Below are 24,553 nucleotides of genomic sequence, written 5' to 3'. Positions count from 1 at the left end.
GGTGCAGGTGGTGACGACTACGCCAGCGTGGCCGCGTCGATCACGAAGCGGTAGCGGACGTCCGAGGACAGCACGCGCTCGTAGGCCTCGTTGATCTGGTCGGCGCTGATGAGCTCGGTCTCCGGCAGGATGTCGTGCTCGGCGCAGAAGTCCAGCATCTCCTGGGTCTCGCGGATGCCGCCGATGGCGGACCCGGCCCAGCTGAGCCGGCGCGGGATCAGGGCGAACGCCGGGACCTCGAGCGGCTCGGACGGGGCGCCGACGTTGACGAGCGTGCCGTCGACCTTGAGGAGGCCGAGGTAGGCGCCCATCGGGATCTTCGCCGACACGGTGTTGATGATGAGCTCGAAGGAGTTCGCGAGCTTCTCGAACGTCTCCGGGTCCTTCGTCGCGTAGTGGGCCTTCGCGCCGTAGCGGAGCGAGTCGGCTTCCTTCGAGGTGGTCTGCGACAGGACGGTGACCTCGGCGCCGAGGGCGACGGCGATCTTGACGGCCATGTGGCCGAGGCCGCCCATGCCGATGACGGCGACCTTCGTGCCGGGGCCGGCCTTCCAGTGGTGCAGCGGCGAGTAGGTGGTGATGCCGGCGCAGAGCAGCGGCGCGACCTTCTCGATGTCGAGCGACTCGGGGACGCGGAGGACGAAGTCCTCGTTCACGACGATCGCCTGCGAGTAGCCGCCCTGGGTGATCGAGCCGTCGGCCGGGTCGACGCTCGTGTACGTGCCGATGTTGCCCTTGAGGCAGTACTGCTCCTCGCCGGCGACGCAGTTCTCGCACTCGCCGCACGAGTTCACCATGCAGCCGACGCCGACGCGGTCGCCGACCTGGTGCTTGGTGACGTTCTCGCCGACGGCGGAGACGTGGCCGACGATCTCGTGGCCGACGACCTGCGGGTACTGGATCTGGCCCCACTCACCGCGGACGGTGTGGATGTCCGAGTGGCAGATGCCGGCGTAGGCGATGTCGATCTCGACGTCGTTCGCTCCGACGTCACGACGGGTGATGGTGGTCTTGACGAGCGGCTCGGTCGCTGACGGTGCCGCGTACGCGTTGACGGTGCGCAATGATCTCCTCGTGGGGGTGCGTTGCGGGCCGGTTCCGGCCCGGAACCAGTCTGATGGGGCGCGCCACAGCGTGGGAGGTTCCAATGGGGCTCCCCAGTGCGGGAATCGGAGTGGTCAGGCCAGCCGTGCGAGGCGCCGGCCCGCGATCGTGGCGAAGCGCAGCGGGTCGGCCAGGGCGTCGTCCGGTTCCCCGGTGGTCTGCGTGGCGAGCACGGTGAGCGAGGCGGCGGCGGCGTAGTCGTCGAGCGAGGCCTCGATCGCGCCGGCGACGAGCATCGACCGGGCCCCGGGGGCGTGCGTCGCCGTGAGTGACCGCACCACCGACGGGACCTTGCCGGCGGCGGACTGCCCGTCGTACCGGCCCTCGCCGCTGATCACGACGTCGGCGCCGTCGAGTCGGTCGGCCAGCCCGAGGACCTCGGCGACACCGTCCGCGCCGCGGGCCAGGGTCGCACCCCAGGCGAGCAGGCCGAAGCCGACGCCACCCGCTGCACCGGCGCCCGGGGTCGCGGGGTCCACCGAAGGGAACCGTGCGGCCCAGGCGGCCAGCTGCTCGTCGAAGAATGCGACCCGCGAGGGCTCGATCCCCTTCTGCGGCCCGAACACGGCAGCCGCGCCGGTCGGGCCGAGCAGGGGAGAGGTCACGTCGGTCAGGACGGTGACGCCGAGCGGCGGCAGGGCACGCAGCGCGCCGCGGTCGCCGTCGTAGCCGAGCGCCTCGAGCACGGGCCGGCCGCCGTCGGTCGAGGCGCTGCCGCCGATGCCGAGCACGAGCCCCGTGGCACCGGCGTCGAGCGCGGCGGCGATCGCTTCGCCGAACCCCCGGCTCGTCGCGGTGTCCGGCAGGAGTTGGTCGAGCATCGGGAGACCGCTCGTCGCCGCGAGCTCCACCACCGCACGGCCGTCGGGCAGCATGAGCCACCACGTCTCGACGGGGGTGCCGGCGGGACCGGTCACGGTGACGGGGACCCGGACCGCACCGGGGACCGCGGTCGCGAACGCCTCGAGGGTGCCCTCGCCGCCGTCGGCCATCGGCACGAGCACCACGTCGTCGTCGGGGCGTTCGGTCAGCCAGCCGTCGCGGACCGCCTGGGCGACGGACGCCGCGGTCGCGGTGCCCTTGAACGAGTCCGGAGCCACCACGATGCGCACGGGACCACCGTAGTGGGGAGACGGCGACACGTGCTGGACAAGGTAGGCAAGGCTCACCTAAGTTAACGGTTAGGTGAGGCTCACCTAACTTCACGAACCAGCACTCGGGATCATCTCCATGTCGTCACTCCGTCGCGCCCTCACGGCCGCAGCGTCCGCCCTCGTCGTCCTCGCCGTGGCGACCGGCTGCACCGGCGGCGGCACCGGCACCGCGGGTGCGACGCAGGCGGCGGGTCGCGGGACGAGCGCGACGGATCCGGCCGCGGGCCTCCAGGCCATCGCCCCGGTGACCGACGCGAAGGACGTGACCGGCGAGCGCACCGCGACCCTGGCGACGGACCTGCCGCCGACGGCGAGCACGGTCGACGAGCCCGAGCTACCCGTCACCGTCACCGACAACCAGGACACCGAGGTGACCGTCACGGGCGCGGACCGGATCCTCGCGCTCGACATCTCCGGCACGCTGTCGTCCACCGTGTACGGCCTCGGCCTGGGGGACCACCTGGTCGGACGGGACGTCTCGACCGGCTTCTCCGGCACCGAGGACCTGCCGCTCGTCACCCAGAACGGCCACGAGCTCTCCGCCGAGGCGATCCTCGCGCTCCGCCCGACGGTGCTGCTGACCGACACCTCGCTCGGACCGTGGGACGTCGTCCTGCAGATCCGGAAGGCCGGCGTCCCCGTCGTCGTCCTGGACCCGCACCGCGACACCACGAACACCGACGCGATCATCGAGCAGGTCGCGACCGCGCTCGGTGTCCCGGCGACCGGCGACCGCCTGGCCGCCGAGGTGCACGCGCAGGAGCAGGCCGTCGCCGCGCAGGTGGCCCGGATCGCGCCGTCGGCTCGGGCCGACAAGCTGAAGATGGTGTTCCTGTACGTGCGGGGGAACGCCGGGATCTACTACCTGTTCGGCAGCGAGTCCGGCGCCGACTCGCTCATCGACGCCGTCGGCGGGCGGGACGTCGCGACGGAACAGGACTGGACGGGCATGCGCCCCGTCAACGCCGAGGCGCTCGTCGCGATGCAGCCGGACCTCGTCATCATGATGACCAAGGGCCTCGAGTCCGTCGACGGCGTCGACGGACTGCTCCAGCGGGTCCCCGCGATCGCGAAGACGCCCGCGGGCGAGCACCGCCGCATCGTGGACATGGCCGACACGACGGTGATGAGCTTCGGGCCGCGCACCCCCGAGATCGTGGCCGCGTTGGCAGCGGCGATCTACGGTCCGGCGGACGCCTCGTGACCGTCCGGGAGGAACGGATCGCGCCCGCCACGCACGTCCCCGCCGCGCCGGCGGTCACGTCCAGGTCGCGGGTCGGCCGCATCGCGCTCCTCACCACCGGGCTCGTGGTGGCGCTCGTCGTGGCGACGCTGGTGTCGGCGAGCGTCGGGCAGCTCGGGATCTCGCCCGCCGAGGTGCTCCGGACCGTGGGCCGGTCGCTCGGCCTGCCCGTGGACGGCCCCGCCGACGACCTCGTCACCCAGGCGCTGTGGACGATCCGGTTCCCGCGCGTGGTGATGGCGCTGCTGATCGGTGCCGCGCTCGCCGCAGCCGGTGTGCTCATGCAGGCCGTGTTCGCGAACCCCCTGGCTGACCCCGGCGTCGTCGGGGTGTCCGGAGGCGCGGCGTTCGGGGCCTGCGCCTCGATCGTGTTCGGGCTGCAGTTCGCCGGGTACTGGACGACGCCGCTGATGGCCTTCGCCGCTGGCCTGGTCGCGACGCTGCTCGTCTACGGGCTGTCCCGTGCCGGTGGCCGCACCGAGGTCGTCACGCTCCTGCTCACCGGCATCGCCGTGAACGCGTTCACCGGGGCGGGGCTCGCCTTCCTGACGTTCCTCGGCGACCAGCAGGCGCGCGAGCAGATCGTGTTCTGGCAGCTCGGGTCCCTGAACGGCTCGATGTGGGACCAGGCCGCAGCGATCGCCCCCGTCATCGGTGCGGGCCTCGTCGGTGCCGTCGTGCTGACGCGCTCGCTCGACCTGCTCGCCCTCGGTGACCGGGCCGCGCGGCACGTCGGGGTGCGGGTCGAGGCCGTCCGGGTCGTCGCGATCGTCGTGGTCGCCCTGCTCGTCGGCGCAGCGGTCGCGTTCGCCGGCATCATCGCCTTCGTCGGGCTCGTCGTCCCGCACCTGATGCGGATGGTCATCGGCCCGGCGCACGGCCCGCTGCTGCTGGTCTCGACGCTCGGCGGCGCCCTGCTCCTGACGATCGCCGATCTGCTCGCGCGCACCCTGGTGCCGTACGCGGACCTGCCGATCGGCATGCTGACCTCGCTCGTCGGCGGACCCTTCTTCTTCTGGCTCCTGCGCCGTGCACGCCGACGGTCGGGAGGCTGGGCATGACGGAGACGAGCACTGTCGGCGCTGTGGTCGTGTCCGGGATCGGCGTCGTCATCGACGGACGACCGCTGCTCGCCGACGTCGACCTGACCGTGCGCGCGGGCGAGGTCCTGGCGCTCGTCGGTCCGAACGGTGCCGGCAAGTCGACCCTGCTCCGGGCGATCGCCGGCGACCTCGCCCACAGCGGCACGGTCGCGATCGACGGGGTGCGCACCGGCGGCGTGCGCACCGGCGGCGAAGCACCGCTCGCCACCGCTCGTCGTCGCGCCGTGCTCGAGCAGGACACCGCCGTGGCCTTCGGGTTCCGCGTCGGCGAGGTCGTCCGGATGGGCCGGGCCCCGTGGCGGGGGACCCCGCGAGCGGTCGACGACGACACCGTGGTCGCGCGGGTGCTCGACCAGGTCGAACTCGCCGACCGGATCGACCAGGCGTTCCCCTCGTTGTCGGGTGGGGAGCGCGCCCGGGCCTCGTTCGCCCGGGTCCTGGCGCAGTCGACCCCGGTGCTGCTGCTCGACGAACCGACCGCCGCCCTCGACCTGCGACACCAGGAGGCCGTGCTGGCCGTCGCCCGTGCGCACGCCCGGGCCGGTGGTGCCGTCGTCGTGGTGCTCCACGACCTGAGCCTCGCCGGGGCGTACGCCGACCGCGTCGCCATGCTCGCCGGCGGCCGGATCGTCGCCGACGGCTCCCCCACTGACGTCCTGACCGCCGACCGCATCGGCACCGTCTACCGGCACCCGGTCACCGTCGTGCCCGACCCGAACACCGGTACGCCCGTCGTCGTGCCGTCCCGAACCCTCCAGGAGGCCTCCTCGTGACCACCCGCACCCGCCCGCTGCGGCTCGCGCTCGCCGGACTGCTCGTCGCGCTCAGTGCCGGGGGCGCCGCCGTGGTGGGCGTCGCCCCAGCATCGGCAGCCGGCCGTGTCAGCGTCGCGATCGAGGGGCACCCCGCGGTCACGAACCAGGTCGACTCGACCTACCTGACGACGCTGCGACTGCGTGGTTCCGGGTTCCAGGGCATCAAGAACGGGTACGGCGGCATCTACGTGGCGTTCGGCACCGTGAACGGCACCTGGCAGCCGAGCAAGGGCGGGGCGACGGGCGCGGACTACAGCTACGTGCCCGACGACGAGTCGAACCCCACCGGGTACCTCGACTTCGTGGCGTTCGAGGGCAGCACCACCGCCTCGGAGGCGAACGGCGGCACGATCGACTCCGCCACGGGCACCTGGTCCGCGACCCTCAAGGTCCCCGGTTCGACGTTCCAGGCGCTCGACCGGAACGGCGCCGCGAAGACCGTCGACTGCACGGTCGTGCAGTGCGGGATCATCACGATCGGCGCGCACGGCGTCGCGAACGCGAACAACGAGTCGTTCACACCCGTCTCCGTGCAGAACCTGTACGGCAGCGGCGGCACGCTGGCCGGCGGCGGTACCAGGGCGACCACCGGGCAGACGCCGGCCGACACGACGGACGCGGGCAGTGCCTCCCGTCCGTCCGCCGAGCCGTCGTCCGAGGCGAGCGCCGACACCCGCGCGACCACGAAGCCGTCCGCGCGGTCGGCGAAGCCGAGTGCCACCGCGGAGCCGACCGCGTCGGCGACGCCCACCGCGCCGGCCGGGGCGACCCCCTCGGCGGTGGCGGCGGCTGCCGACGGCTCCTCGGGCGGGATCGACCCGGGCGTGCTGCGGATCGTCCTCGGCGGCCTGTCCGCGCTCGTCGTGGCCGTCGCGGCGCTCGTCGTCTTCGCGATCGTGCACTCCCGTCGCACCGCACGACGCACCGCGACCGACGTCGCGCCGTAGGACCACCGGACCCGGGTGCTCACAGGGGCGCCCACATCGAGAGGGAAACACGAACATGACACGAATCGCACGCTCGTTCGGGATGACGCTGGCGGCAGGGGTCGCCGCGGTCGGCATCGCCGTCCTGCCCGCGGTCAGCGCGTCCGCGGCCACCGCGGTCACGAACGACTACGGCGCCAGCCTGTCCGTCAGCGGTCCGGCCTCGGTCGTGACCGACGGCTCGGGGGCGCTCCACGGCGTCTCGGACGGCACCGTCACGGTCACCGGCAGCGGCTTCGACGGGGACGCGCAGGGGCGCGGCTTCGGCGTCTACGTCGTCTACGGGCCCAAGCAGGCGGACTACGCCACCAACTCCGGCTGGTTCGGCTCCGCCCAGTGGGTGTCGAAGAGCGCCTTCACGGCCGGCGGCGGCTTCACCACGACGATCGACGTCGCGAAGTCCTACACCGCGGACCCGCACCACACCGGCGACGCGGCCGCCACCGTCAGCTGCGACTACGACGCCACGAAGACCGCGACCGCCAACGCGGCGCTCGGGCAGTACGAGTGCTTCGTCCAGACGTTCTCGGCGCACGGCGTCGCGAACGACCCGGTGGACCTCGACGAGGTCCAGGTCCCCGTCACCTGGTGACCCACGCGGTGCCCCGGGTCTGCCCGGGGCACCGTCTCCCACACGCGCACCACCCCGACCCGAGGAACCGATGCACACCCAGACCAGACCGGCCCGTCGCCTCCGCGCGCTCAGCGCCACCGTCGCCGCGATCATCGGCCTGACCGCGGCCGTCGCCGGCACCGTGCCCACCGCGGCGACCGCCGCCTCGGGTCCGAGCACGTCCGTCACGGGCGGCACGCTCGACTGGGGGTTCAAGCAGTCGTTCCGGAACTACGTGCCGGCCGCAGGGCAGTCGGTGTCCGGCGGTGCGTCGAAGAACGCCGACGGCACGTTCCGGTTCACCGCATCGGGCGGCAGCTACGACCCCGCCACGCGGAAGCTCACCGTCACGGGTTCCGGTGCCGCGGTGTTCGACTACCGGGCACACACGTTCGTCATCTCGCTGCGCGACCCGGCGATCGAGTTCACGCCGACCACCGGCACCCTGACCGCCGGGGTCGACGTGCGGCTGGTGGACCCGACGACCGGTGCCACGACGTCCGACCCGGGGACGAAGCGCATCGCGTTCGCGACGATCGACGTCACCAAGGGCACCCGATCGGTCACCGACGGGAAGTACTCGTGGACCGGTCTGCCCACCACGATCACCGCGGCGGGTGCAGCGGCCTTCGCAGCCGACGTCACCGGCGGCGGCAACCCGACGCAGTTCTACGCCGCGGGCACCGCGCTGGACCCGCTCTCGGTCGCCGTGACGGGCGACTGGGCTGCCGAGGGGACGGACGGTGACGGCGGTGCCGACGGTGACCAGGGGTTCAGCGACCCCGGCGTCCAGGGACTCGTGAGCACCGGCGTGCAGACCACGGTCGGTGACAGCACGATCGGCCGGGTCACCACGGTGGTGCGGGACGCCGCGCGCGCCCTGAACGTCGTGCAGGTACCGGCTGCCGGAGCCGCCAAGGCGAGTTACTTCGTCGTGGACGACGACGGCAAGCGTCTCGTCGGGCCGATCGACCCCGGTGTCGCCACCTCGAAGCCGAGCGTCGACCCGTCGACCGGGAACATCGTCGCGACCGCGTCGTTGCCCGCCGCGGAGTTCGGCGGCACCGGCGCGAACGTCCAGGGCTACGTCGTCGTCGTGCGCGGCACGGACGCCGCGTACCGGGACGTCGTGCACGTGAAGCCCTCCGTCGCGGTGCCCGCCGCGAAGGCGTTCGCGATCGACCCCGCCGACGGCTCGATCGTCGCGCAGGTCGCCCCGGCCGCGAACGGCGGGTCCGCGGGGCTGCTGCGGGTGGCCGCCGTCGGGGCGGGTGCCGGATCCGGTTCTGGTTCCGGTGCTGACTCTGGCGCTGGTTCTGGTTCGGATGCGGTGTCCGAGGTCGGCACCAGTCCCGCTGGCGGGACCGTCCGCGCCGTCACCCGCACGGCCACCCTGATCGGCTCGGTCACCGGGACGATCTCCTCGGTCGGTGTCGACTGGACCGGCAAGCGCGCCGTCGTCTTCGACCAGGCCGCCGCGCTCGCCCGCGTCGTCGCCCTCGACACCGGAGCCTCGGTCGCCGACGTGTCGATCGGCGCCACCGCGACGTCCGGGGCCGCCGGCGGGACCGTCGTCGACTCCCGGGGCCGGGCTTGGTGGAGCAACGACGGCGACGCCACCCTCCGAGCTGTGTCGCTGCGCGGGACCCCGGCCGTGACGACCTCGATCGACCGGGTCGGCGGTGCCGCGTACCTGGCCGTCGACGAGTCCGCGAAGCGCCTCTGGGTGTCGGCCGCCGGCAGCACCGACACCGGCAACGTCGTCCGCGCGTACGCGATCGACGGCAGCACCGCGCCCACGCTCGGTGCCGAGTACACGCCCGGCACCAGCTACACCGGCGACCCGATCGTGGTCGCCGCCGACGGCCGCGCGGTGGTCGGCGTCGTGAACGCCGCGACCGACGCCGCCGACCAGGGGCTCCGCACGTTCACGGTCGTGACCACCCCGACCGTCACGGCGCAGCCAGCCGACGTCGCCGTGACGCTGACCGGCGCGACCACCGGAACCGACGGCAGCACGACCCCCGCCACGCCGCAGCAGGTGTCCTTCGCGGTCACCACGACCGGGACCCCGACGCCCACCGTGCAGTGGCAGCAGCGCACCCCGTCCGGCTGGGCCGACCTGCAGGACGGTCCCTCGGTTGCCGGAGCGACGACCAGCACACTCCGCATCACCGCCACCGAGGGGCTGAACGGCGACCGGTACCGCGCGGTCGCCACGAACGTCCTCGGTGCGACCGTCGTCGGTCGGGTCGCTTCGGACACCGCGACCCTGCGCGTCACCGTGCAGGCGCCGACGAACCCGGGTGGCGGGAACGGCGGCGGGTCGACCGTCGTCGGTGCGGACGGGTCGATCACCGGGGCGGAGAACGCTCGGGGCGCCTCGACGAACGTGCGGCCGGCCACCGGACTCTCGACCGCCGCGGCGGGCTCGAAGCTCACCGTGACGGGCTCGGGCTTCACGAAGAACACGAACGGCTCCGGGCTGTACGTGCTGTTCGGGTACGTCACGAAGCACCCGAGCGCCGGCGGAGCGGCCGGCGCGGGCTACGACTACGTCCCCGGGTCCGGCGGCACCGGGCAGGACGGCCAGGGCTTCGTCGCCTGGCCGGACAACACCGGCACCGGCGCCGCGGCGACCGCGAAGCTCAGCGGCACGAAGAACGCCGGCTTCACGCAGGGCGGCGTCATCGCGCGCTCCACGTTCACCGGCCAGTCGACCAAGCGCGTCGACTGCCTGTCCGGGGCCGTGCAGTGCGGTGTCCTGACCATCGGTGCGCACGGCGCCGCCGACGCCGCGCTCGAGACCTTCACGCCGGTGTACTTCGCCGGACAGACGGTCCCCGGCACCCTGCCGACCGGTCCGACCACGGGTGGCACCGGCGCAGGCAACGGCGGCACGGTCATCCAGCCGCCCGTCGTGCAGCTGCCGCCGGCCGCCACCGCACCGACCATCACGAACGCCTCGGACACGGCGCCGACGGCCGCGCCGATCGCCGCGCCGACCGCTGCGCCGCGGAACAGCGCCGCCCAGCCCCGGAACAGCGCGAAGGCACCCTCGGCCGCCGAGCCACCCACGGCCCCCGCCGCGGACTCCGACGAGCTGGCACGCAAGATCGACGCCGGCGACATCACCACCGTCGCGGCCGCCGACGCCGGGATCTCCGACGAGGTCACCGCCGGTGACCAGCTCGAGCTTCGCCTGCCGTGGACGGGCGACGACGAGGGCGGGAGCGTGTGGACCTACTCCGAACCGGTGCAGGGCGACGACTTCACCGTCGAGGACGCCACGGCCACCGCCACGGTCGACACCACGGGCCTGGAGGTCGGCGACCACCACGTCGTGCTCGTCGGTGACCAGGGAACGGTCGTCGCGGTGCCGTTCACCGTGGTCGACGGCGTCGGAGCGGTTGCCCAGTCGGCCGACTCCGGAGCCGGGACCGTCGTGGCGGCGGCAGACGGCGGCGCAGGCGGCGGGACGTCCACCGAGACGCTGCTGCTCGTCGTGATCGGGTTCCTCGGCGGGCTCGTGGTGCTCGCGATCGGCCTGGTCGTGCTGCTGCTGACCGGGGTGCTCCAGGTTCGGACGCGTCGGAAGCCGGTGGTCGCATCGGCTTCGGCGGTCGTCTGACGACGGCGTCAGCGCCAGACGCCCCGTAGTGCGCGAGACGCCTTCGAATCCGGGGGCGTCTCGACGACTTCAGGGCGTCGTGCGATGACGACGGCGTCGTGTGGCCGGCGGCGTCGTGTGACGTCAGGCGCGGGCGCACCCGAGCCCGTCGAGGAACAGCGCCTCGGCCAGGGCCATGTGCTCGATCTCGGACGGATCGACGCTCTCGTCCGGCGCGTGCACGTTCGCAGTCGGCTCGGACACCCCTGCCAGGATGACCTCGACCCCCGGGATCGCCCGTTCGAGTGTCGCGCAGAGCGGGATCGATCCGCCGCCGCCGAGGGAGCCCACCGACGACACCCGGTACGACGACGCCAGTGCGCTCCGGAACGCCGACGAGTACCGCCCCGCCGTCGCCCGGAAGCCGTCGCCCGTGCCCGTGACCCGCGCGGTGACCTCGACCCCGGAGGGCGCTCGCCGCAGCAGGTGCGCCACGAGCAGTTCGCCGGCGGCAGCGGGGTCGACACCCGGCGGGACCCGGAGGTTCAGCGCGGCACCGGCGGTCGCCTGCACGGACGGCGACGACCCGGCGACCGCCGGCGCATCGATGCCGACGATGGTCAGCGCCGGCCGTGCCCAGACCTGGGATGCCGGGTCCCCGGAGCCGATCGGCACCGCGCCGTCGAGCAGCCCGGCATCGGCGGCGAACCGGTCGGCGTCGTAGGGCAGGCCGTCCCAGGTCTGCGAGGCCTCGAGTCCGTCGACGGTGGTGTCCCCGGCGTCGTCGCGCAGCGTGGCGAGCAGGGCCACCAGGGTCGCGACGGCATCGGGTGCGGCACCGCCGAACATCCCCGAGTGCACGTTGCCGTGCAGCGCTCGGACGCGCAGCTCGACGAACGCCGTGCCGCGCAGGGTGGTCACGAGCGCGGGGACCCCGACGGCGGCGTTGCCGGCGTCCATCACGACTGCTGCGTCGACGTCGGCGAAGTCCGCTGCGTGGGTGGACACGTACTGCTCGAGGCCGTCGGTGCCCTGCTCCTCGGACCCCTCGACGACCACGACGAGTCCGACCGGGAACGATCCGTGCACGTCGAGCAGGGCCCGCAGCGCCACGAGGTGGGTGACGACCCCGCCCTTGCAGTCAGCAGCACCGCGACCGTACAGCCGGCCCTGGCGCTCGGTCAGGGTCCACGGGTCGCTCGTCCACGCCGCGAGGTCCCCCGCGGGCTGGACGTCGTGGTGGGCGTAGAGCAGGACCGTCGGGGCGCCGGGCGGCGCGGGGTGGGTCGCGAGGACCGCCTGCGAGCCGTCCGACGTCGAGACGAGGCTCGAGGTCAGGCCGAGGCCGTCGAACGCACCCCGCACGCGCTCGGCGACGCGGCGGCAGTCGTCGAGCGACTGCACGGCCGGGTCGTGGACGGATGGGACGGCGACGAGCGCCGCGAGCTCGTCGAGCCCCGCGGGCATCCCGGCGCGGACCGCGTCGCGGAGCGGGTCAGCGGACACGGACGCCTGCAGCGCTGCGTCGCCGGTGCTCACGAGCGCCCGATCTCCCAGATGCGGAACTCACCAGAGGCGTCGACCGACTTCGTCAGCCCGGTGAGCGACTTCTGCCCGATGACGTTCTCCTGCCCGGCGAGCAACGGGATGAGCGGCACGGACTCGGCGGTGTCCTGCTGGATCTCCTCGATCTGCTTGGTCCGCTCGGTCGCGTCGGCCTCGACCGCCTGCGCGGCGACCAGTTGCTGCACGGCCCGGTCGTCGAAGTGGTTCGCGAGCAGGTTGACGTCCTCGGAACCGTAGGCCGGCGTCAGGTACGACGAGGCGTCGGGGTAGTCCTGGAAGAACCCGAGCTGGAAGACCGGGTACTCGCCCTTGCCGACGTTCCCGACGTAGGTGTCCCAGCTCGCCGACTGCAGGTCGACCGTGAACAGGCCGGTGTCCTCGAGCTGCTGCTTGATGAGTGCGTACTCGTCGTCCGACCCGGAGCCGTAGTGGTCGGTCGTGTACTCGATCGGCAGCGCGACGGGCGTGCGCACGCCGGCCTTCTGGAGGATGGCCGCGGGGTCGGCGCCGTCGTACTCCGTCTGGAACGCATCGGTCGCGCCGGTGAAGTCGGACGGCACGATCGAGTACGCCGGCGCGTAGGTGCCCTGGTAGACGTCCTTCGCGATCGCCGCGCGGTCGACCGTCGCGGCGACGGCCTGGCGGATCGCGGTCTTCTGCGCGGTGTCGTCACCGGGCATCGTGTCGAGGTTGAAGCCGAGGAACCGGACCTCGCCGGACGAGCCCTGGACCCGCTGCAGGCCGTCGTCCTCGGACAACGAGGTGACCTCGGTCGGCGTGAGCTGGCGGTACGCCACGTCGGCGTCACCCTCCTGCACCGCGAGCTTGAGGTCGGCGGACTTCGTGTACTGCTTGATCGTCACGCTCGACGACTCCGGCGCGGTGCCGTCGTACTCCTTGTTCGCCGTCAACGCGATGGTCGCCCCGCCGTCGGCCGACTGCTGCAGCGCGTACGGACCGGACCCGACGACCCCGTCGTCCGCGTGGACCTTCGTCCCCGAGAACACACTGCTGTCGACGATCGCCCCGGCCATGCTCGCCAGGACGTACGGGAACGTCTGGTCGTTCGCCTGCTTCAGGGTGAACGTGACCTCGTCGCCGTCGGCCGCCACGGACGCCATGTTGGCGAGCAGCGACCCCGGACCGTTCTCGGAGCCGATGCCGACCTGGCGCTCGAACGAGAACACGACGTCCTTCGCCGTCAGGGCGTCACCGTTCGAGAACGTGAGCCCGTCGCGGATCCGGCACACGTAGTGGGTGCCGTCGGTGAAGTCGCACGACTCGGCGACCTCGGGACTCGTCGTGGTCTTGCCGGCCGGGTAGGTGAGCAGGTGTTGGTACAGCTGCGTCTGCACCGTGTAGCTGCCGCGGTCCCAGGCGCCGGCCGGGTCGAGCGAGGTGACGGGATCGGTGGTCCCGATCACCAGGCCGTCGGAGACGTCGGTGGACGCCCCGGTCGAGACGCAGCCGGTGAGCACGGCGGCGACGGCAGCGGAGAGCGCGAGCGCGGAGAGGAGTCGGGTCGTCACGGGGTTCCTGAGGGGGATGGTTTCGAGAGGGAGAAACGGGGATGTGCGGCCCCGCCGGTCGCGAGGTCGGCGATCATGTCGCCGAGCAGCGGTGCGAACTTGAAGCCGTGGCCGGAGAACCCGGTCGCGACGGTGACGGGACCACGTCGGTCGATCACGAAGTCCTCGTCGGGGGAGTTGTCGTACAGGCAGCTGATGAAGGTCGGCTTCGTCGCGTCGACACCGGGCACGTACCGCGCGACGTAGGCCTGCAGCCGCTCGGCCTCGGCCGGCACGGGCGTGAAGTCGCGGTGGTCCGGATCGACGACGGGGCCGGTGCCGTGGAACCCGACCTTGACGCCCTCGCCCGGGGTGAGCAGGCCGTACACGTCGTCGTCGGCCGCCCAGTGCACGAAGCTCGGCCACGCCTGGTCCGGCAGACGGCTGGGGAAGTGCGCGGGCTGCTCCTGGGTGACGCGGATGGCCGGGAGGCCCGCCCCGCGTCCGGCGAGCAGGTCGCCGACCAGCGCGGGGGCCCACGACCCCACGGCCGCCACCACGGACGAGCTGCGGTGGGTGGACCCGTCGGACAGCGTCACGGTCACGTCGTCGCCGTGGTCGTGGAGCCCGCTGACCCGCGTGTCGAAGCGCAGGTCGGCGAGCCCCGTCCGTTCCGCCAGGGTGAGGAACACCTCGATGGCGCGGTCGGACCGGATGCGACCGGCCGTGGCGTGCGCGAGCACGTGCCCCTCGAACGCGATCCCCGGCCAGCGTGCGGCCGCGGCGTCCGGGCTGAGGGTCTCGTGCGGGATGCCGGCGTCCGTCAGTGCGGCGGCGATGGCGTCGACGACCTCGGCGCGGCCGTGGTCGACGGCACCGGTGCGGACGATGAGCTCTTCGTCCGAAGCGCCCTCGAGCGCTTCCCACAGCACCAGGGCGCGGGAGGTCAGGGCCACGTACTCGGGGTCGGCGTAGCCCTGCCGGAAGATCCGGGTCGCGCCGTGGGACGAGCCGTTGTGGTGCCCGCGCTCGTGCTGCTCGACGAGCAGGACGCGCTCGCCGCGGAGTGTGAGGGCGTACGCGGTGGCGGCGCCGACGACCCCGCCGCCGATCACGAGGTGCGTCGGGGCCCGGTCGCTCAGCACGTCGCTCAGCACGTCGCTCATGCCACGGCTCCGGCTCGTCGGGCGTCGGCCTCGCGCCGCGCCGGCATCATCGCCACCACCTCGGCCTCGGTCGGGGCCGCCGCCGGGAACCGTGCCGGGGCGTAGCGGCTCGCGTCGCCGAGGGTGGTCGTGCCCGTGACGCTCAGTTCCGCCGCGATCCGCCCGAGCCCCGGTCCGTGCGTGACGCCGGACTCGTTGTCGCCACCGGCCACCACGAGTCCGTCCAGCTCGGGGACCGCGCCGACGATGAAGTTCCGGTCGGCGGTCATCGAGACGACGCCCTGTGTGGGGGTCTCGTCGACCCCGAGCACGCTCGCGGCGGCGGGGAGCAGCCGGGCGACGATCGGGTGCAGGTACGTCCGCATGGCGTCGAGCAGGTCCGAGCGCACCGGGCGGCGGTCGGGTTCGTCGCTCCGGTCCGCACCGCCGACGTGCAGCGGCTCGTACCCGGGGCCGGCACCGTACGTCAGGCCGCCGCGGTGCTCACGGATCCACAGGCCGTGCAGCTCCGGCAGCATCAGGGTCGGCAGGGTGCCCGGCAGACCGAACGGCGTCGTCACGAGCCGGCTGGCGACGACCCGGACCGTCGGCAGCTCGCGCCCGAAGGGGGCGAGCAGGGCGTTCGTCCAGCTGCCGGCGGCGAGCACGACCTTCGCGGCGTCGATGACCTCGCCGTTCGCGGTCCGGACGCCCGTGACGGAGTCCCCACGGGCCTCCAGACCGGCGACCGGCGTGTGCTCGCGGATCTCGACGCCCCGCGCACGGACCGCGTGCACCAGCGCTGCGGCCGTGTCCGGCGCACTGATCTGGATGCCGTCCGGATGGAGGAAGCCCGCGGTGACGGCGGCCGGGTCGAGTCCGGGCACGAGGTCGGCCGCCTCGGCCGGGGTGAGCGTGCGCGCCCCGGCCGGCCGGAGCGGGTGCTGCTCGAACGGCGGCAGGTGGTCGGCCCGACCCTGCTCGGTGACGGTCAGCCAGACGTTGCCGTTCTGCCGGTACCCGGTCGGGCCGTGGCCGGCGCCGGCGAGGTCGCGGTAGAAGTCGATGCCGTACTGCTCGACGTCGCGCTCGGACTCGTTCCAGTACCAGGCGTACCCGGCTGCCCACTGGCCGACGAACCCGGCACCCGCGGTGGTGGTGCCCCCGGCGACCGTGCCGCTGTCGAGGAGCAGGACCCGCTGCCCGAGCGCGGCGAGGTGCCACGCGGCGCTCAGCCCGATGATGCCGGCGCCGACGACGACCACGGGGGATCCGGAGGAGGACATGGAGCGAGCGTAGTGTCCCGAGGTCCCCGACAGGTGTCGTTCATGACGCCGTGTGACGCGGTGCAGAACGGCGATCGCCGCCCCGGTCGATCAGCGGTCGATCAGCGGTCGAACGCGTCGAGCACCGCCGATGCCGACCGGGCCACCAGGGCGTCGTCGTAGGCGGCGTCGGGGTCGTTCCGCGTGGTCAGGACCGAGAGCACGATCGGGTCGCCGCCGGGCGGGGTCACCCGCGCCACGTCGTTCCGGATCGGCCCGGCGCCCCCGGACTTGTCGACCACGACCCAGCCGTCGGGTGCGCCGGCCCGGATGAGTGCGTCGCCGGTCGCGTTGCCGCCCATCCAGTCGACCAGCAGCGCGGTGTCCGCGCGGTCCAAGGTGCTGCCGTCGAGCACGGTCGCCAGGGCCGCGGTGAACGCCGCCGGGGTCGTGGTGTCCTCGGTGCTGCCCGGCTCGATGGTGTTGAGGTCCGGCTCACCGTGGACCACCTCGGTGGTGGTGTCGCCGAGCTCGGTCAACGCGGTGTCCAGGCCGCTCGGACCGCCGATGCGGGTGAGCACGAGGTTCAGGGCCGTGTTGTCGCTCATCCGGACGGCTGCCTCGGCCAACTGCCCGTACGACAGCCCCTCGGCCACGTGCTGTTCCGTCACGGGGGAGTACCCGGCAGCGGCGACGTCCGCGGCCGTCCAGTGCACGACCTCGTTCCGGGCGTCCGCGGGCACCGAGCGCAGGAACTGTGCCGCGGCGAACGCCTTGATGGTCGAGGCGTAGCCGAAGCGTCGGTCGCCGTTGTACGCGACCGTCGCACCCGTGACGGTGTCGGTCGCGACGACGCCGACCGTGGCGTCGTACTCGCGTTCGAGGCCCGCGAGTGCTCGGCGGACCGCGGCGGTGGTCGCGGCGTCCGTCCGCGGCGGCGGCGTCGTCGTCGCAGGGGTGCTCGTCGGTGTGCTAGTGGACCGTGCGGACGACGTGGCCGACGCGGTCGGTGCACCGGGGCCGCCACCGGAGCACCCGGCGAGGCCGAGCACGGCGACGGTGCCGCCGACGACCAGGGGGAGAGCACGGCGCATGGGAGCACCCTGCCGCTCGACCCTGGTCACACGCCGGGAACCGGCACCCCGACCCGGGCGACGGAGACCTGCGTCCCGACACCCCGCTCGCGGGCGAGGTCGATCAGCCGGGCCGCGACGGCGAGGTCCTGCGCGCCGAGCCCGACCGAGTCGAACACGGTGATCTCGTCGTCTCCGGTCCGCCCGGGTGCGCGTCCGGCGACGACCTCGCCGAGTTCCGCCGGGTGGAGGTCCTGCGGGACCGCCCCCTCGACCACGGCCTCGAGCAGGTCACCCGACTTCGTCCAGGCGGTGGCTCGGCTGTCGACGAAGAGCGTGCCACGTGCCATCGCCGCGCCGTCGAGCTCCCGGTGCGTCGGGCGGGGACGTGCCCCGACCGTGTTCACGTGCTGGCCGGCGTGCAACCAGGCACCGCGGACGATCGGGTCGACCGAGGGCGTCAGGGTGCAGAGCACGTCGGCTTCCTCGACCACGCGCCGGACCTCCGGCACGACCATGCACCGTCGGGCCACGTCCGGTCCGACGGCCTCGAGGAACCGGGTGACCGTTCCGGACGACCGTGACCACAGGACGATCCGCTCGAACGGTCGCGTCGCCTCGAAGGCACGGACGTGCTCGACGGCGAGGTTGCCCGCGCCGAGGATCCCGAGGGTCCGGCTGCCCGAGCGGGCGAGGTGCTTCGTCGCGACGACGGTGGTCGCCGCGGTCCGTGCCCGGGTGATCGTCATGCCGTCGAGCACGGCGACGCACTCAGCCGTGACCGACGAGGACACCAAGATCGTGGACCGCTGCGACGGCAGTCCCCGCGCAGAGTTGTCGGGGATGTCGGCCATCAGCTTGACGGCGACGAGCCCGAGTCGGTCGGAGCGCACGGCCATCGGCAGGAAGAGCGCGTCGTCGGCGCCGGTCAGGGCGACCGGAGCCGGCTGCTGCATCGCGCCGGTCCCGAGGTCGGCGTGGACGGCCTCCACGGCCCCGACGACGTCGACGGCGTCGATGAGACCGGCGACGTCGGCGGCGCCGAGGACGACGGTCACGACGCGGTGACGGCGGTCGAGGCGCCGAGCAGCTCCTCGAGCGACGGGGTGTGGGTCGTGAGGCCACCGTCGAACAGGATGCGCATCCAGCGGTCCGAGGCCTCGCGGTCGACGACCGCGGAGTCCCAGACGCCCCCCGCAGCCATCTCGTCGGCAGCCCGTCGCAGCAGGGCGGCGTCCTTCTCCGGCCACCGGGCGGCGAGCACGGCCGCGATCTCGGCGTCGGCGTCGCCCGCGGTGATCTTGGCCATCGCGGCGGCGATGCCGTCCATGAACCGGTCGACCCGGTCGCCGAGCTCGTCGATGCGGTCCGTGCGCGTGTAGTAGACGCTGTTCGGCATCACGCCACCGGCGTCGAGGTGCCGGAAGACGATCGTGCCCCCACCGGCTGCGACGAGTTCCTGGGCGGAGACGAGGTCGAGGATGATCGCGTCACCGAGCCCGCCCTGGTACAGCTCGATGAGCATCGCGGTCGACAGGTCGCGGACGAAGCGGGTCGCCGCGACGTCGAACCCGGCCTCGCGGACGAGTCCGGCCGTGAACTCGTACGGGGCGCTGCCGCCGGCGCCGGGCGCCAGGACGACCTTGCCGGCGAGCCAGTCCAGGGTGATCGGGGTCGTCTCGTCGCGGGCGACGATGGTCATCGGGAACCCGTGGTTGAGCTGGCCCACGACCGACAGCTTGCGCGGGGTCCCGGCGTACATCGCGGGGACCCAGAGACCGCCGAGGGCGAGGTCGGCCTCGTGCGAGTCGATGTCGTCGAGGACGCCGGTCCACGGGTCGCAGGCCTTCGCGGTGACGGACAGGCCGCGCTCGGCGAACAGTCCGCCCACGTCGGCGACGTACTCGGGCAGGTAGTTGAGGCCGTTCGCGGTCGCCGAGATCTTGAGGGTGTCCATGGTGTTCTCCGATCGTGGGGTGGTGGGCCGGGGTGTCCGGCCCACCGGGGTGGTGCGGTTCGTGCGGGTGGTCAGGTGGGTCAGGCGGTGGTGGTCGAGAGGGCGTTCTCGTTGACGTCCTCGAGCGACCGGCCGCGGGTCTCCGGGGCGAAGCGCGACGCGACCACGAGGACCGCGTACATGACGGCGGCGAGTCCGAAGACGCCGGCGAAGGCCCAGGAGCCGTACAGCGCGATCGCGGCGAACGGCATGACCGCTCCGGCGATGTTGCCGATGCCGTTGACGATCGAGGCGCCGGAGGCACGGATCGCGGTCGGGTAGACCTCGGCGGTCCACGCCGCGAGGGTCGTGTTCGTCAGCATCGTGAAGAACTGGAACAGGGCGCCGAGCACCAGGATCGCGGCGGTGTCGTTGCCGAAGGCCGCGAACGCGAGGGCGGTGAGGCAGCCGAGGATGCCCGCGACGGCGATGAGGGGCCGTCGTCCGACGCGGTTGGCGAGGAGCGCCGCTGCCGTGCACCCGAGGAGCGATCCGATGTTCATGATCATCGTGTAGAGCAGGCTCTGCGACACGGTGTACCCACGCTCGACGAGCAGGGTCGGCATCAGGAAGTTCAGCGTGACCTGCACACCGAAGGCCATCCACGAGGCGACGCCGATGGCGATCGTCCGGCGGAGCACCAGCTTGTGGAACACCGCTGCGGGCGACGAGTGCAGGGCGACCGGGGGCAGGTCGGCCGGCGTCAGGCGCACCGGGGGAGCGGCGTCGGCGGGCGGGGTGAGCGTGTTCGAGGCGAGGATCGCGAGCGAACGGTTCGCTTCGTCGACCCGTCCCTTCGACAGCAGCCAGCGAGGCGTCTCGGGCAGCTTGCGGCGGTACAGGACGACGAACAGGGCCGGGATCGCGAGGATCACGAACGTCCAGCGCCAGACCTGGTCGTCGCCACCGAGCGGGACGGCCAGCGGGCCGAGCAGCAGCAGGAAGAGTCCGTAGGAGATGAAGTTGCCGATGCCGCCGGCACCGACGTTGATGGTCGCGATGAGGCCGCCGCGGTACTTGGTGGCCACCATCTCGGACAGCATCGCGATGCCGATCATGAACTCGCCGCCGACGCCGATCCCGACGATGAACCGGCTGACGAGCAGCATGTCGAAGTTGAAGGAAACGGCGCTGAGGAGGCCGCCGAGCGTGTAGACGAGCAGGTTGAGCCCGAGCGAGAACCGCCGACCGTACTTGTCGGCGAGCCAGCCGGCCAGGAACCGGCCGACCAGGCCACCGAGGACGGTGGCGGTGTTGATCGTGGAGAGCTGGACGTCGCCGATGGCGAGCGAGGCCTTGATGTTGGTGGCCATCGCGCCGATGGAGTTCTGTTCGAGCGTGTCGAAGAACTCCCCGGCGAGGATGAGCATGAGGACCCAGAACTGGGCCCGGGTGAAGCCGATCGAGTCGAGGGCGGATCCGACGCCGCCGGAGGACGGGGTGGCGGAAGCGGTTCGGGTTGGTGCGGTGGAGCGGGTTACAGCAGTCATTCGTAACTCCAGCGGGGGAAGAGTGAGGTGGGTGCACCGTGCGGTCACTCTTTTGTATACGAAAGGCTGTTTCGGGCTGGTTTCGAACACGAGACGGTTCGTTACGGCCGCCTGAATCACCTGGATATTCAAGCATCCAGACGCACTCCCGCCAAGCTCGCGGGGGGTTTTGTATACGTTCTTACGGGTTCAAGGCCCGGTAGATCGCTTCGTCGCGGCGCAGGTGCTCGTCCATCAGCAGCCCTGCCTGCACCGAAGCGCCGCGCAGGATCGCGCCGGCGACCGCGGTGTGGTCATCGCTGCTCGACGCCACCTCGTCCTGCGTCACGCGCTCGAACGCCCACGCCGTCTGGTGGATCAGGTGGTCGATCATCGTCTCGAGCCGGCTGTTCCCCGAGGCTCGTGCCACCAACCCGTGGAACGCGAACCGCGGTGACTGTGCGGCCTCGACCTCTTGGTCGGACCGGTGTTCGCGACCGACGGCACGGAGCAGGTCGGCGCACTCGCCACCCTGGCGACGGGCGGCGAGCTCGGCGGCGAGCACCTCGAGCCCCCGGCGGATCTGCATGAGCTCGATGACGACCTCGGTCGAGGAGTCGGCGACCCGGACGCCCTTGAACTTCTCGGACTCGACGAACCCCTCGGTCTCGAGCTGCCGGAGTGCTTCGCGCACGGGGACCCGCGAGACGCCGAAGCGTTCGGCGAGGGCGTCTTCCTTCAGCCGGGAGCCACGGGCGAGCGTGCCGGCGATGATCTCGGCCCTGATCGCCTTGAGGACAGATGCCGGCTTGGACTCCACTGTCGCTTCTCCATTCAGATGAGACTCCTTCGCAGCGGTGAGACCGTGCAACGCTTGAGGAGGCCTGTTTCAAGCGTCACGGATTCTTCTCACTCGACGTGAGACCTTCTGAGGCTAGTGCTGACAACGACGAAACGACGGCGAAGCTGTTGAGCTTCGCCGTCGTCGTCGTGTTGTTCAGTTCTAGGTGAGGACCCTGTCTTCGGGTTCACAGTCGGTGCAGCCGTGTGACTTCCGCCGGTTGGGAACGCTCTGTTGCTTGACGTGTCCGAACGAGCATTTCCACCAGTACCGGTCGGTTCCGGCGAACATGAGCTCGGGCCGCTTGGAGCCGTTGAGGTAGTCGTGCCACTCGGTGACGAGGAGCGGGTCGGTGGTTGCGAGGTCGTTGACGCGGAGGACGAGTCGTCGGCTGGAGCAGAGCGAGCATCCGTAGCCCTGGACCTTCCGGTCGATGCGTTGCGGGTACCAGTGGGCCGCGCTGGTGAGGCACAGCCAGTAGACCTCGTCGTTTGAACCGTGTGAGTAGTCCTCGGGCTGCTTGCCGTTGTTCCGGGTGGGGTGCCACTGGGCGGCGATGTCGGGGTGCGTGTCGGCGAGGCTCGTGCGCGTGCTTCGGAGGCGGGCGCGGCGGCAGGGGTCGCAGCCGGCGCCTTGGCTGCGGTTGTAGAGGGACATCTTGTAGCGGTGTCCGCAGTCGGGGCAGATCCACTCGGGCTTATCTCCGCTGCCGGCGCACATCTTGGTCGCGGGGTGACCTGCTTCGTAGACGGGGTCGAGTTCTGATGCGAGGCGGGGGTGGGTGGTGGTGAGGTCGTTGATGCCGGGGACGATGGTGCGGTTGCTGCAGATGCCGCAGTTCGTGCCGCCCTGGGTTCGGTTCGATGCGGTGGCCCAGTAGACGTGGCGGTTGCGCGGGCAGCGCCAGGCGAGGCTGCTGCGGGCTGCGGCTTGGATGTTCTGGGCGGTGGTGGTGCCGTTGAGGACGGGGTCGAGTTCCTTGGCGATGTGGGGATGGGTGGTGGCGAGGTCGTTGTAGCCGGGGGCGACGGCGCTGTTGGTGCAGACCGGGCATCGACCCTTGCTGGAGTGCTGGTGTCCGTGGTCACAGATGACCAGTCCTCCGCGGCCGATGCGGAGGCTGCTGGAGCGCTTGTCTTCGGCGTTGTACGACGCGAAGGGGATGACCTGGTGTGCAGCGACGTATCCGTCGGCGAGGTCCCGCGGGACAGCATGGTCGTGCGCCCAAGCGAGTTCGTACGGTGATGCTGTGACGACTGCGTGGCGGAGGGCCCAGAACGTCGGGCGGAAGTAACCCCACAACGCGGCGGTGACCGCAGTGGCGTTGCGGCCAGCAGGACCGGTCACAGCGTCGGCGAGGACGGCGTGGGCGTGGGCATACTTCGTGCCAGGGCGCAGGAGTTGCTCGAGGAACCGGCCGGTGGTCACTGCGGCGGCGACGTCGACGATGATGGCGAGGTCTGCGACGTCGCCGTTGCCGATTCGAGCGGTCGCGTTCCGAAGAACATTGTAGAGGTGCGGGGTCAGTCGGCCATTTTTCTGCAGCCGGTCGAAGCGGAGCGCGGCGCGGACTGTGGTGGCGTCGACCGTGCTTTGCCGGGTGGAGAGGTCGAGTCCAACCCAGCGACGGTGCCGGACGCACACCGGGTTTACGAAGCCGGGCGCTTGCACGACGGTCTCGCCCTTGGTGCAGAGGGTACACATCAGCCGCACGTTGCCGGCGTCCGGGCAGAGCTCGCAGCGGTGTTCGCCACCATCGAGTTCGGCAGCGGAGAGCGGGGCACCGAAGCGGAAGTGGCGGCCGGTCTTCAGCTCGAGCACGTCCTGCCAGGCCAGGGTCGCCGTCTCAGCTTTCGCGGCGCGGAGCAGCTGCTTCTGGTGCGATTCGAGTTCGCGGTTCGCCGTCAGCAGCCGGCGCGTGTAGCTGGCTTCGGTCTCGCGGTGCAGGGGCTTCACCGTCATCGGGTAGCGGCGGGTGAGGAGGTCATTCATGCTGCGATGCCTGCCAGGAGGGTCTTCTTGCTGCGGGCGTTGCGGGCTATGCGCTTGGCGTAGGCGGTCTCGGCCGCGGCGTCGAGTTGCTGCGCGTCGAGCAGGGCTCGGTCGATGCGCTCGAGGGGGATGCTCGGGTCGGTGATGGCGTCGGTGGCGGCGCCTGTGAGGAGGCGGCCGAGGCTGCCGATGGAGCCGTTGGTGCGGTCGTGGAGGTACTCGGAGTGTTCGGTGAGGGTGCCGTGTTCGTGGTGGCGGAGGGGGAGCTGCTTCTCGAAGGTGTTGATGAGCGCCTTCCAGGTCTTGGCGTCCTTCTGGTTGCTGAGGTTGTAGGGGTGCAGCTCCAGCAGGGAGAACCGTCCACCGATTTGTGCTCCGCGTTCGGTGGCGAGCATCTTCTTCACGTTGATGCCGGCGTAGAGGAACGTCGCGGCGAGGTCGTTGTGGAGGTTCTTCAGGAGGTCGTGGGATTCGCCGTTGCCCTGGGTGTGGCGGGAGAGGTTGTGGAGTTCGTCGATGACGACGAGCTGTGTGCCGGCAGTGTTGAGGAGGTCGACGACCCGGTTGCGGATGCTCAGCATCGTTTCGCCGGTGCTGACGGTGAGGCCGAAGAAGTCGGCGAAGGCGCGCATGAGTGACTTGCCGGTGGAGCCGGCGGGGACCTCGATGTAGACGACTGGGATGCGGTTGTGTGCGCGGAAGTCGGGGAACTGGGTTCCGTAGGAGCGGTAGATGTGCCGCATGAGGCTCTTGCACAGCGTGGTCTTGCCGAGGGTGGAGTCGCCGGAGATGACGAGTCCGGCGTGGCCGGAGTTCCGTCCCGCGTTCGCGGTGAATACCTTCTCGAGCTGGGTCCGAGCCTTTGTGTAGTGCGGTGTGGCGAGAACGATGCCCCCGGAAAGGTGCATGATGCGTGCTCGGTCGTGTGCGGCACGTTCCTGCTCGGTGAGGGCTGCGTAGGACCGGTCGTTGAGGGCAGGTGGCGGAGTGGTGGTGGCTGCGAGGAAGCTGTCGAGGCTTTCGAGGCGGTGGAGGGCTGCTGGGCGGTCGTCGCCGTGGAAGTGAATCAT

Annotated in this window: 19 protein-coding genes; 6 read left to right on the top strand and 13 right to left on the bottom strand. The window is 71.8% G+C overall.

The window, feature by feature from the left end; all coding sequences use genetic code 11:
• Positions 1-17 precede the first annotated feature (17 nt).
• Positions 18-1,064 (bottom strand): NAD(P)-dependent alcohol dehydrogenase, encoded by a 1,047-nt coding sequence (locus EDF42_RS09375; RefSeq protein WP_123672141.1) that lies wholly within the window; start codon positions 1,062-1,064, stop codon positions 18-20.
• 114 nt (positions 1,065-1,178) lie between these two features.
• Positions 1,179-2,216 (bottom strand): glycerate kinase, encoded by a 1,038-nt coding sequence (locus EDF42_RS09370; protein ID WP_123672140.1) that lies wholly within the window; start codon positions 2,214-2,216, stop codon positions 1,179-1,181.
• A gap of 118 nt (positions 2,217-2,334) precedes the next feature.
• On the opposite strand from EDF42_RS09370, the gene EDF42_RS09365 reads away from it, so the two are divergent.
• The 6 genes from EDF42_RS09365 to EDF42_RS09340 all read left to right on the top strand — a co-directional run bounded on the left by EDF42_RS09365 (position 2,335) and on the right by EDF42_RS09340 (position 10,649).
• Complete coding sequence (locus EDF42_RS09365) at positions 2,335-3,462, top strand: hemin ABC transporter substrate-binding protein (protein WP_123672139.1); 1,128 nt, start codon at positions 2,335-2,337, stop codon at positions 3,460-3,462.
• Positions 3,459-4,562, top strand: coding sequence for an iron ABC transporter permease (locus EDF42_RS09360; protein ID WP_395865384.1), 1,104 nt, complete (start codon positions 3,459-3,461; stop codon positions 4,560-4,562). Before EDF42_RS09365 ends, EDF42_RS09360 begins: the two co-directional genes overlap by 4 nt.
• Positions 4,559-5,377, top strand: a complete 819-nt coding sequence (locus EDF42_RS09355) for a heme ABC transporter ATP-binding protein (protein WP_123672138.1) — start codon at positions 4,559-4,561, stop codon at positions 5,375-5,377. Before EDF42_RS09360 ends, EDF42_RS09355 begins: the two co-directional genes overlap by 4 nt.
• The gene (locus EDF42_RS09350) at positions 5,374-6,366 is read left to right on the top strand and encodes a hypothetical protein (protein WP_123672137.1); all 993 of its coding nucleotides are present in this window, start codon (positions 5,374-5,376) and stop codon (positions 6,364-6,366) included. The genes EDF42_RS09355 and EDF42_RS09350 overlap by 4 nt, the downstream gene beginning before the upstream one ends.
• Positions 6,367-6,421: 55 nt before the next feature.
• Positions 6,422-6,997 carry a hypothetical protein gene (locus EDF42_RS09345; RefSeq protein ID WP_148067701.1) on the top strand — a complete coding sequence of 192 codons (576 nt, stop codon included), beginning with the start codon at positions 6,422-6,424 and terminating at the stop codon, positions 6,995-6,997.
• Positions 6,998-7,067: 70 nt separating this feature from the next.
• Positions 7,068-10,649 carry an HtaA domain-containing protein gene (locus EDF42_RS09340; protein WP_123672135.1) on the top strand — a complete coding sequence of 1,194 codons (3,582 nt, stop codon included), beginning with the start codon at positions 7,068-7,070 and terminating at the stop codon, positions 10,647-10,649.
• 123 nt (positions 10,650-10,772) lie between these two features.
• Here the strand turns inward: EDF42_RS09340 and EDF42_RS09335 are convergent, their stop codons facing one another.
• The 11 genes from EDF42_RS09335 to EDF42_RS09285 form a co-directional block, all read right to left on the bottom strand.
• Positions 10,773-12,167, bottom strand: a complete 1,395-nt coding sequence (locus EDF42_RS09335; protein WP_260235317.1) for a M20/M25/M40 family metallo-hydrolase — start codon at positions 12,165-12,167, stop codon at positions 10,773-10,775.
• Complete coding sequence (locus tag EDF42_RS09330) at positions 12,164-13,723, bottom strand: ABC transporter substrate-binding protein (protein ID WP_185040860.1); 1,560 nt, start codon at positions 13,721-13,723, stop codon at positions 12,164-12,166. Before EDF42_RS09330 ends, EDF42_RS09335 begins: the two co-directional genes overlap by 4 nt.
• Positions 13,720-14,868, bottom strand: coding sequence for an FAD-dependent oxidoreductase (locus EDF42_RS09325; protein ID WP_260235315.1), 1,149 nt, complete (start codon positions 14,866-14,868; stop codon positions 13,720-13,722). Before EDF42_RS09325 ends, EDF42_RS09330 begins: the two co-directional genes overlap by 4 nt.
• Positions 14,865-16,133, bottom strand: a complete 1,269-nt coding sequence (locus tag EDF42_RS09320; RefSeq protein WP_123672133.1) for an FAD-binding oxidoreductase — start codon at positions 16,131-16,133, stop codon at positions 14,865-14,867. The genes EDF42_RS09325 and EDF42_RS09320 overlap by 4 nt, the downstream gene beginning before the upstream one ends.
• A gap of 101 nt (positions 16,134-16,234) precedes the next feature.
• Positions 16,235-17,206, bottom strand: coding sequence for a class A beta-lactamase (gene bla, locus EDF42_RS09315; protein ID WP_123672132.1), 972 nt, complete (start codon positions 17,204-17,206; stop codon positions 16,235-16,237).
• A gap of 26 nt (positions 17,207-17,232) precedes the next feature.
• Positions 17,233-18,243 (bottom strand): ornithine cyclodeaminase family protein, encoded by a 1,011-nt coding sequence (locus EDF42_RS09310; protein WP_123672131.1) that lies wholly within the window; start codon positions 18,241-18,243, stop codon positions 17,233-17,235.
• On the bottom strand, positions 18,240-19,142 hold the full coding sequence (locus EDF42_RS09305) for an ABC transporter substrate-binding protein (RefSeq protein WP_123672130.1): 903 nt from the start codon (positions 19,140-19,142) through the stop codon (positions 18,240-18,242). Before EDF42_RS09305 ends, EDF42_RS09310 begins: the two co-directional genes overlap by 4 nt.
• An 80-nt stretch (positions 19,143-19,222) precedes the next feature.
• Positions 19,223-20,671: an MFS transporter gene (locus EDF42_RS09300; protein ID WP_260235313.1), complete on the bottom strand. Its 1,449-nt coding sequence runs from the start codon at positions 20,669-20,671 to the stop codon at positions 19,223-19,225.
• 181 nt (positions 20,672-20,852) lie between these two features.
• A complete protein-coding gene (locus EDF42_RS09295; protein WP_123339989.1) occupies positions 20,853-21,470 on the bottom strand; it encodes a GntR family transcriptional regulator in 618 nt (205 codons plus the stop codon).
• A gap of 183 nt (positions 21,471-21,653) precedes the next feature.
• On the bottom strand, positions 21,654-23,483 hold the full coding sequence (locus EDF42_RS09290) for a zinc-ribbon domain-containing protein (RefSeq protein ID WP_123672128.1): 1,830 nt from the start codon (positions 23,481-23,483) through the stop codon (positions 21,654-21,656).
• Positions 23,480-24,553, bottom strand: coding sequence for a TniB family NTP-binding protein (locus tag EDF42_RS09285; protein WP_123672127.1), 1,074 nt, complete (start codon positions 24,551-24,553; stop codon positions 23,480-23,482). Before EDF42_RS09285 ends, EDF42_RS09290 begins: the two co-directional genes overlap by 4 nt.

The sequence above is a fragment of the Curtobacterium sp. PhB172 genome (assembly GCF_003752545.1).
Lineage (GTDB): Bacteria > Actinomycetota > Actinomycetes > Actinomycetales > Microbacteriaceae > Curtobacterium.
This window is presented reverse-complemented; position numbering and strand designations above follow the sequence as displayed.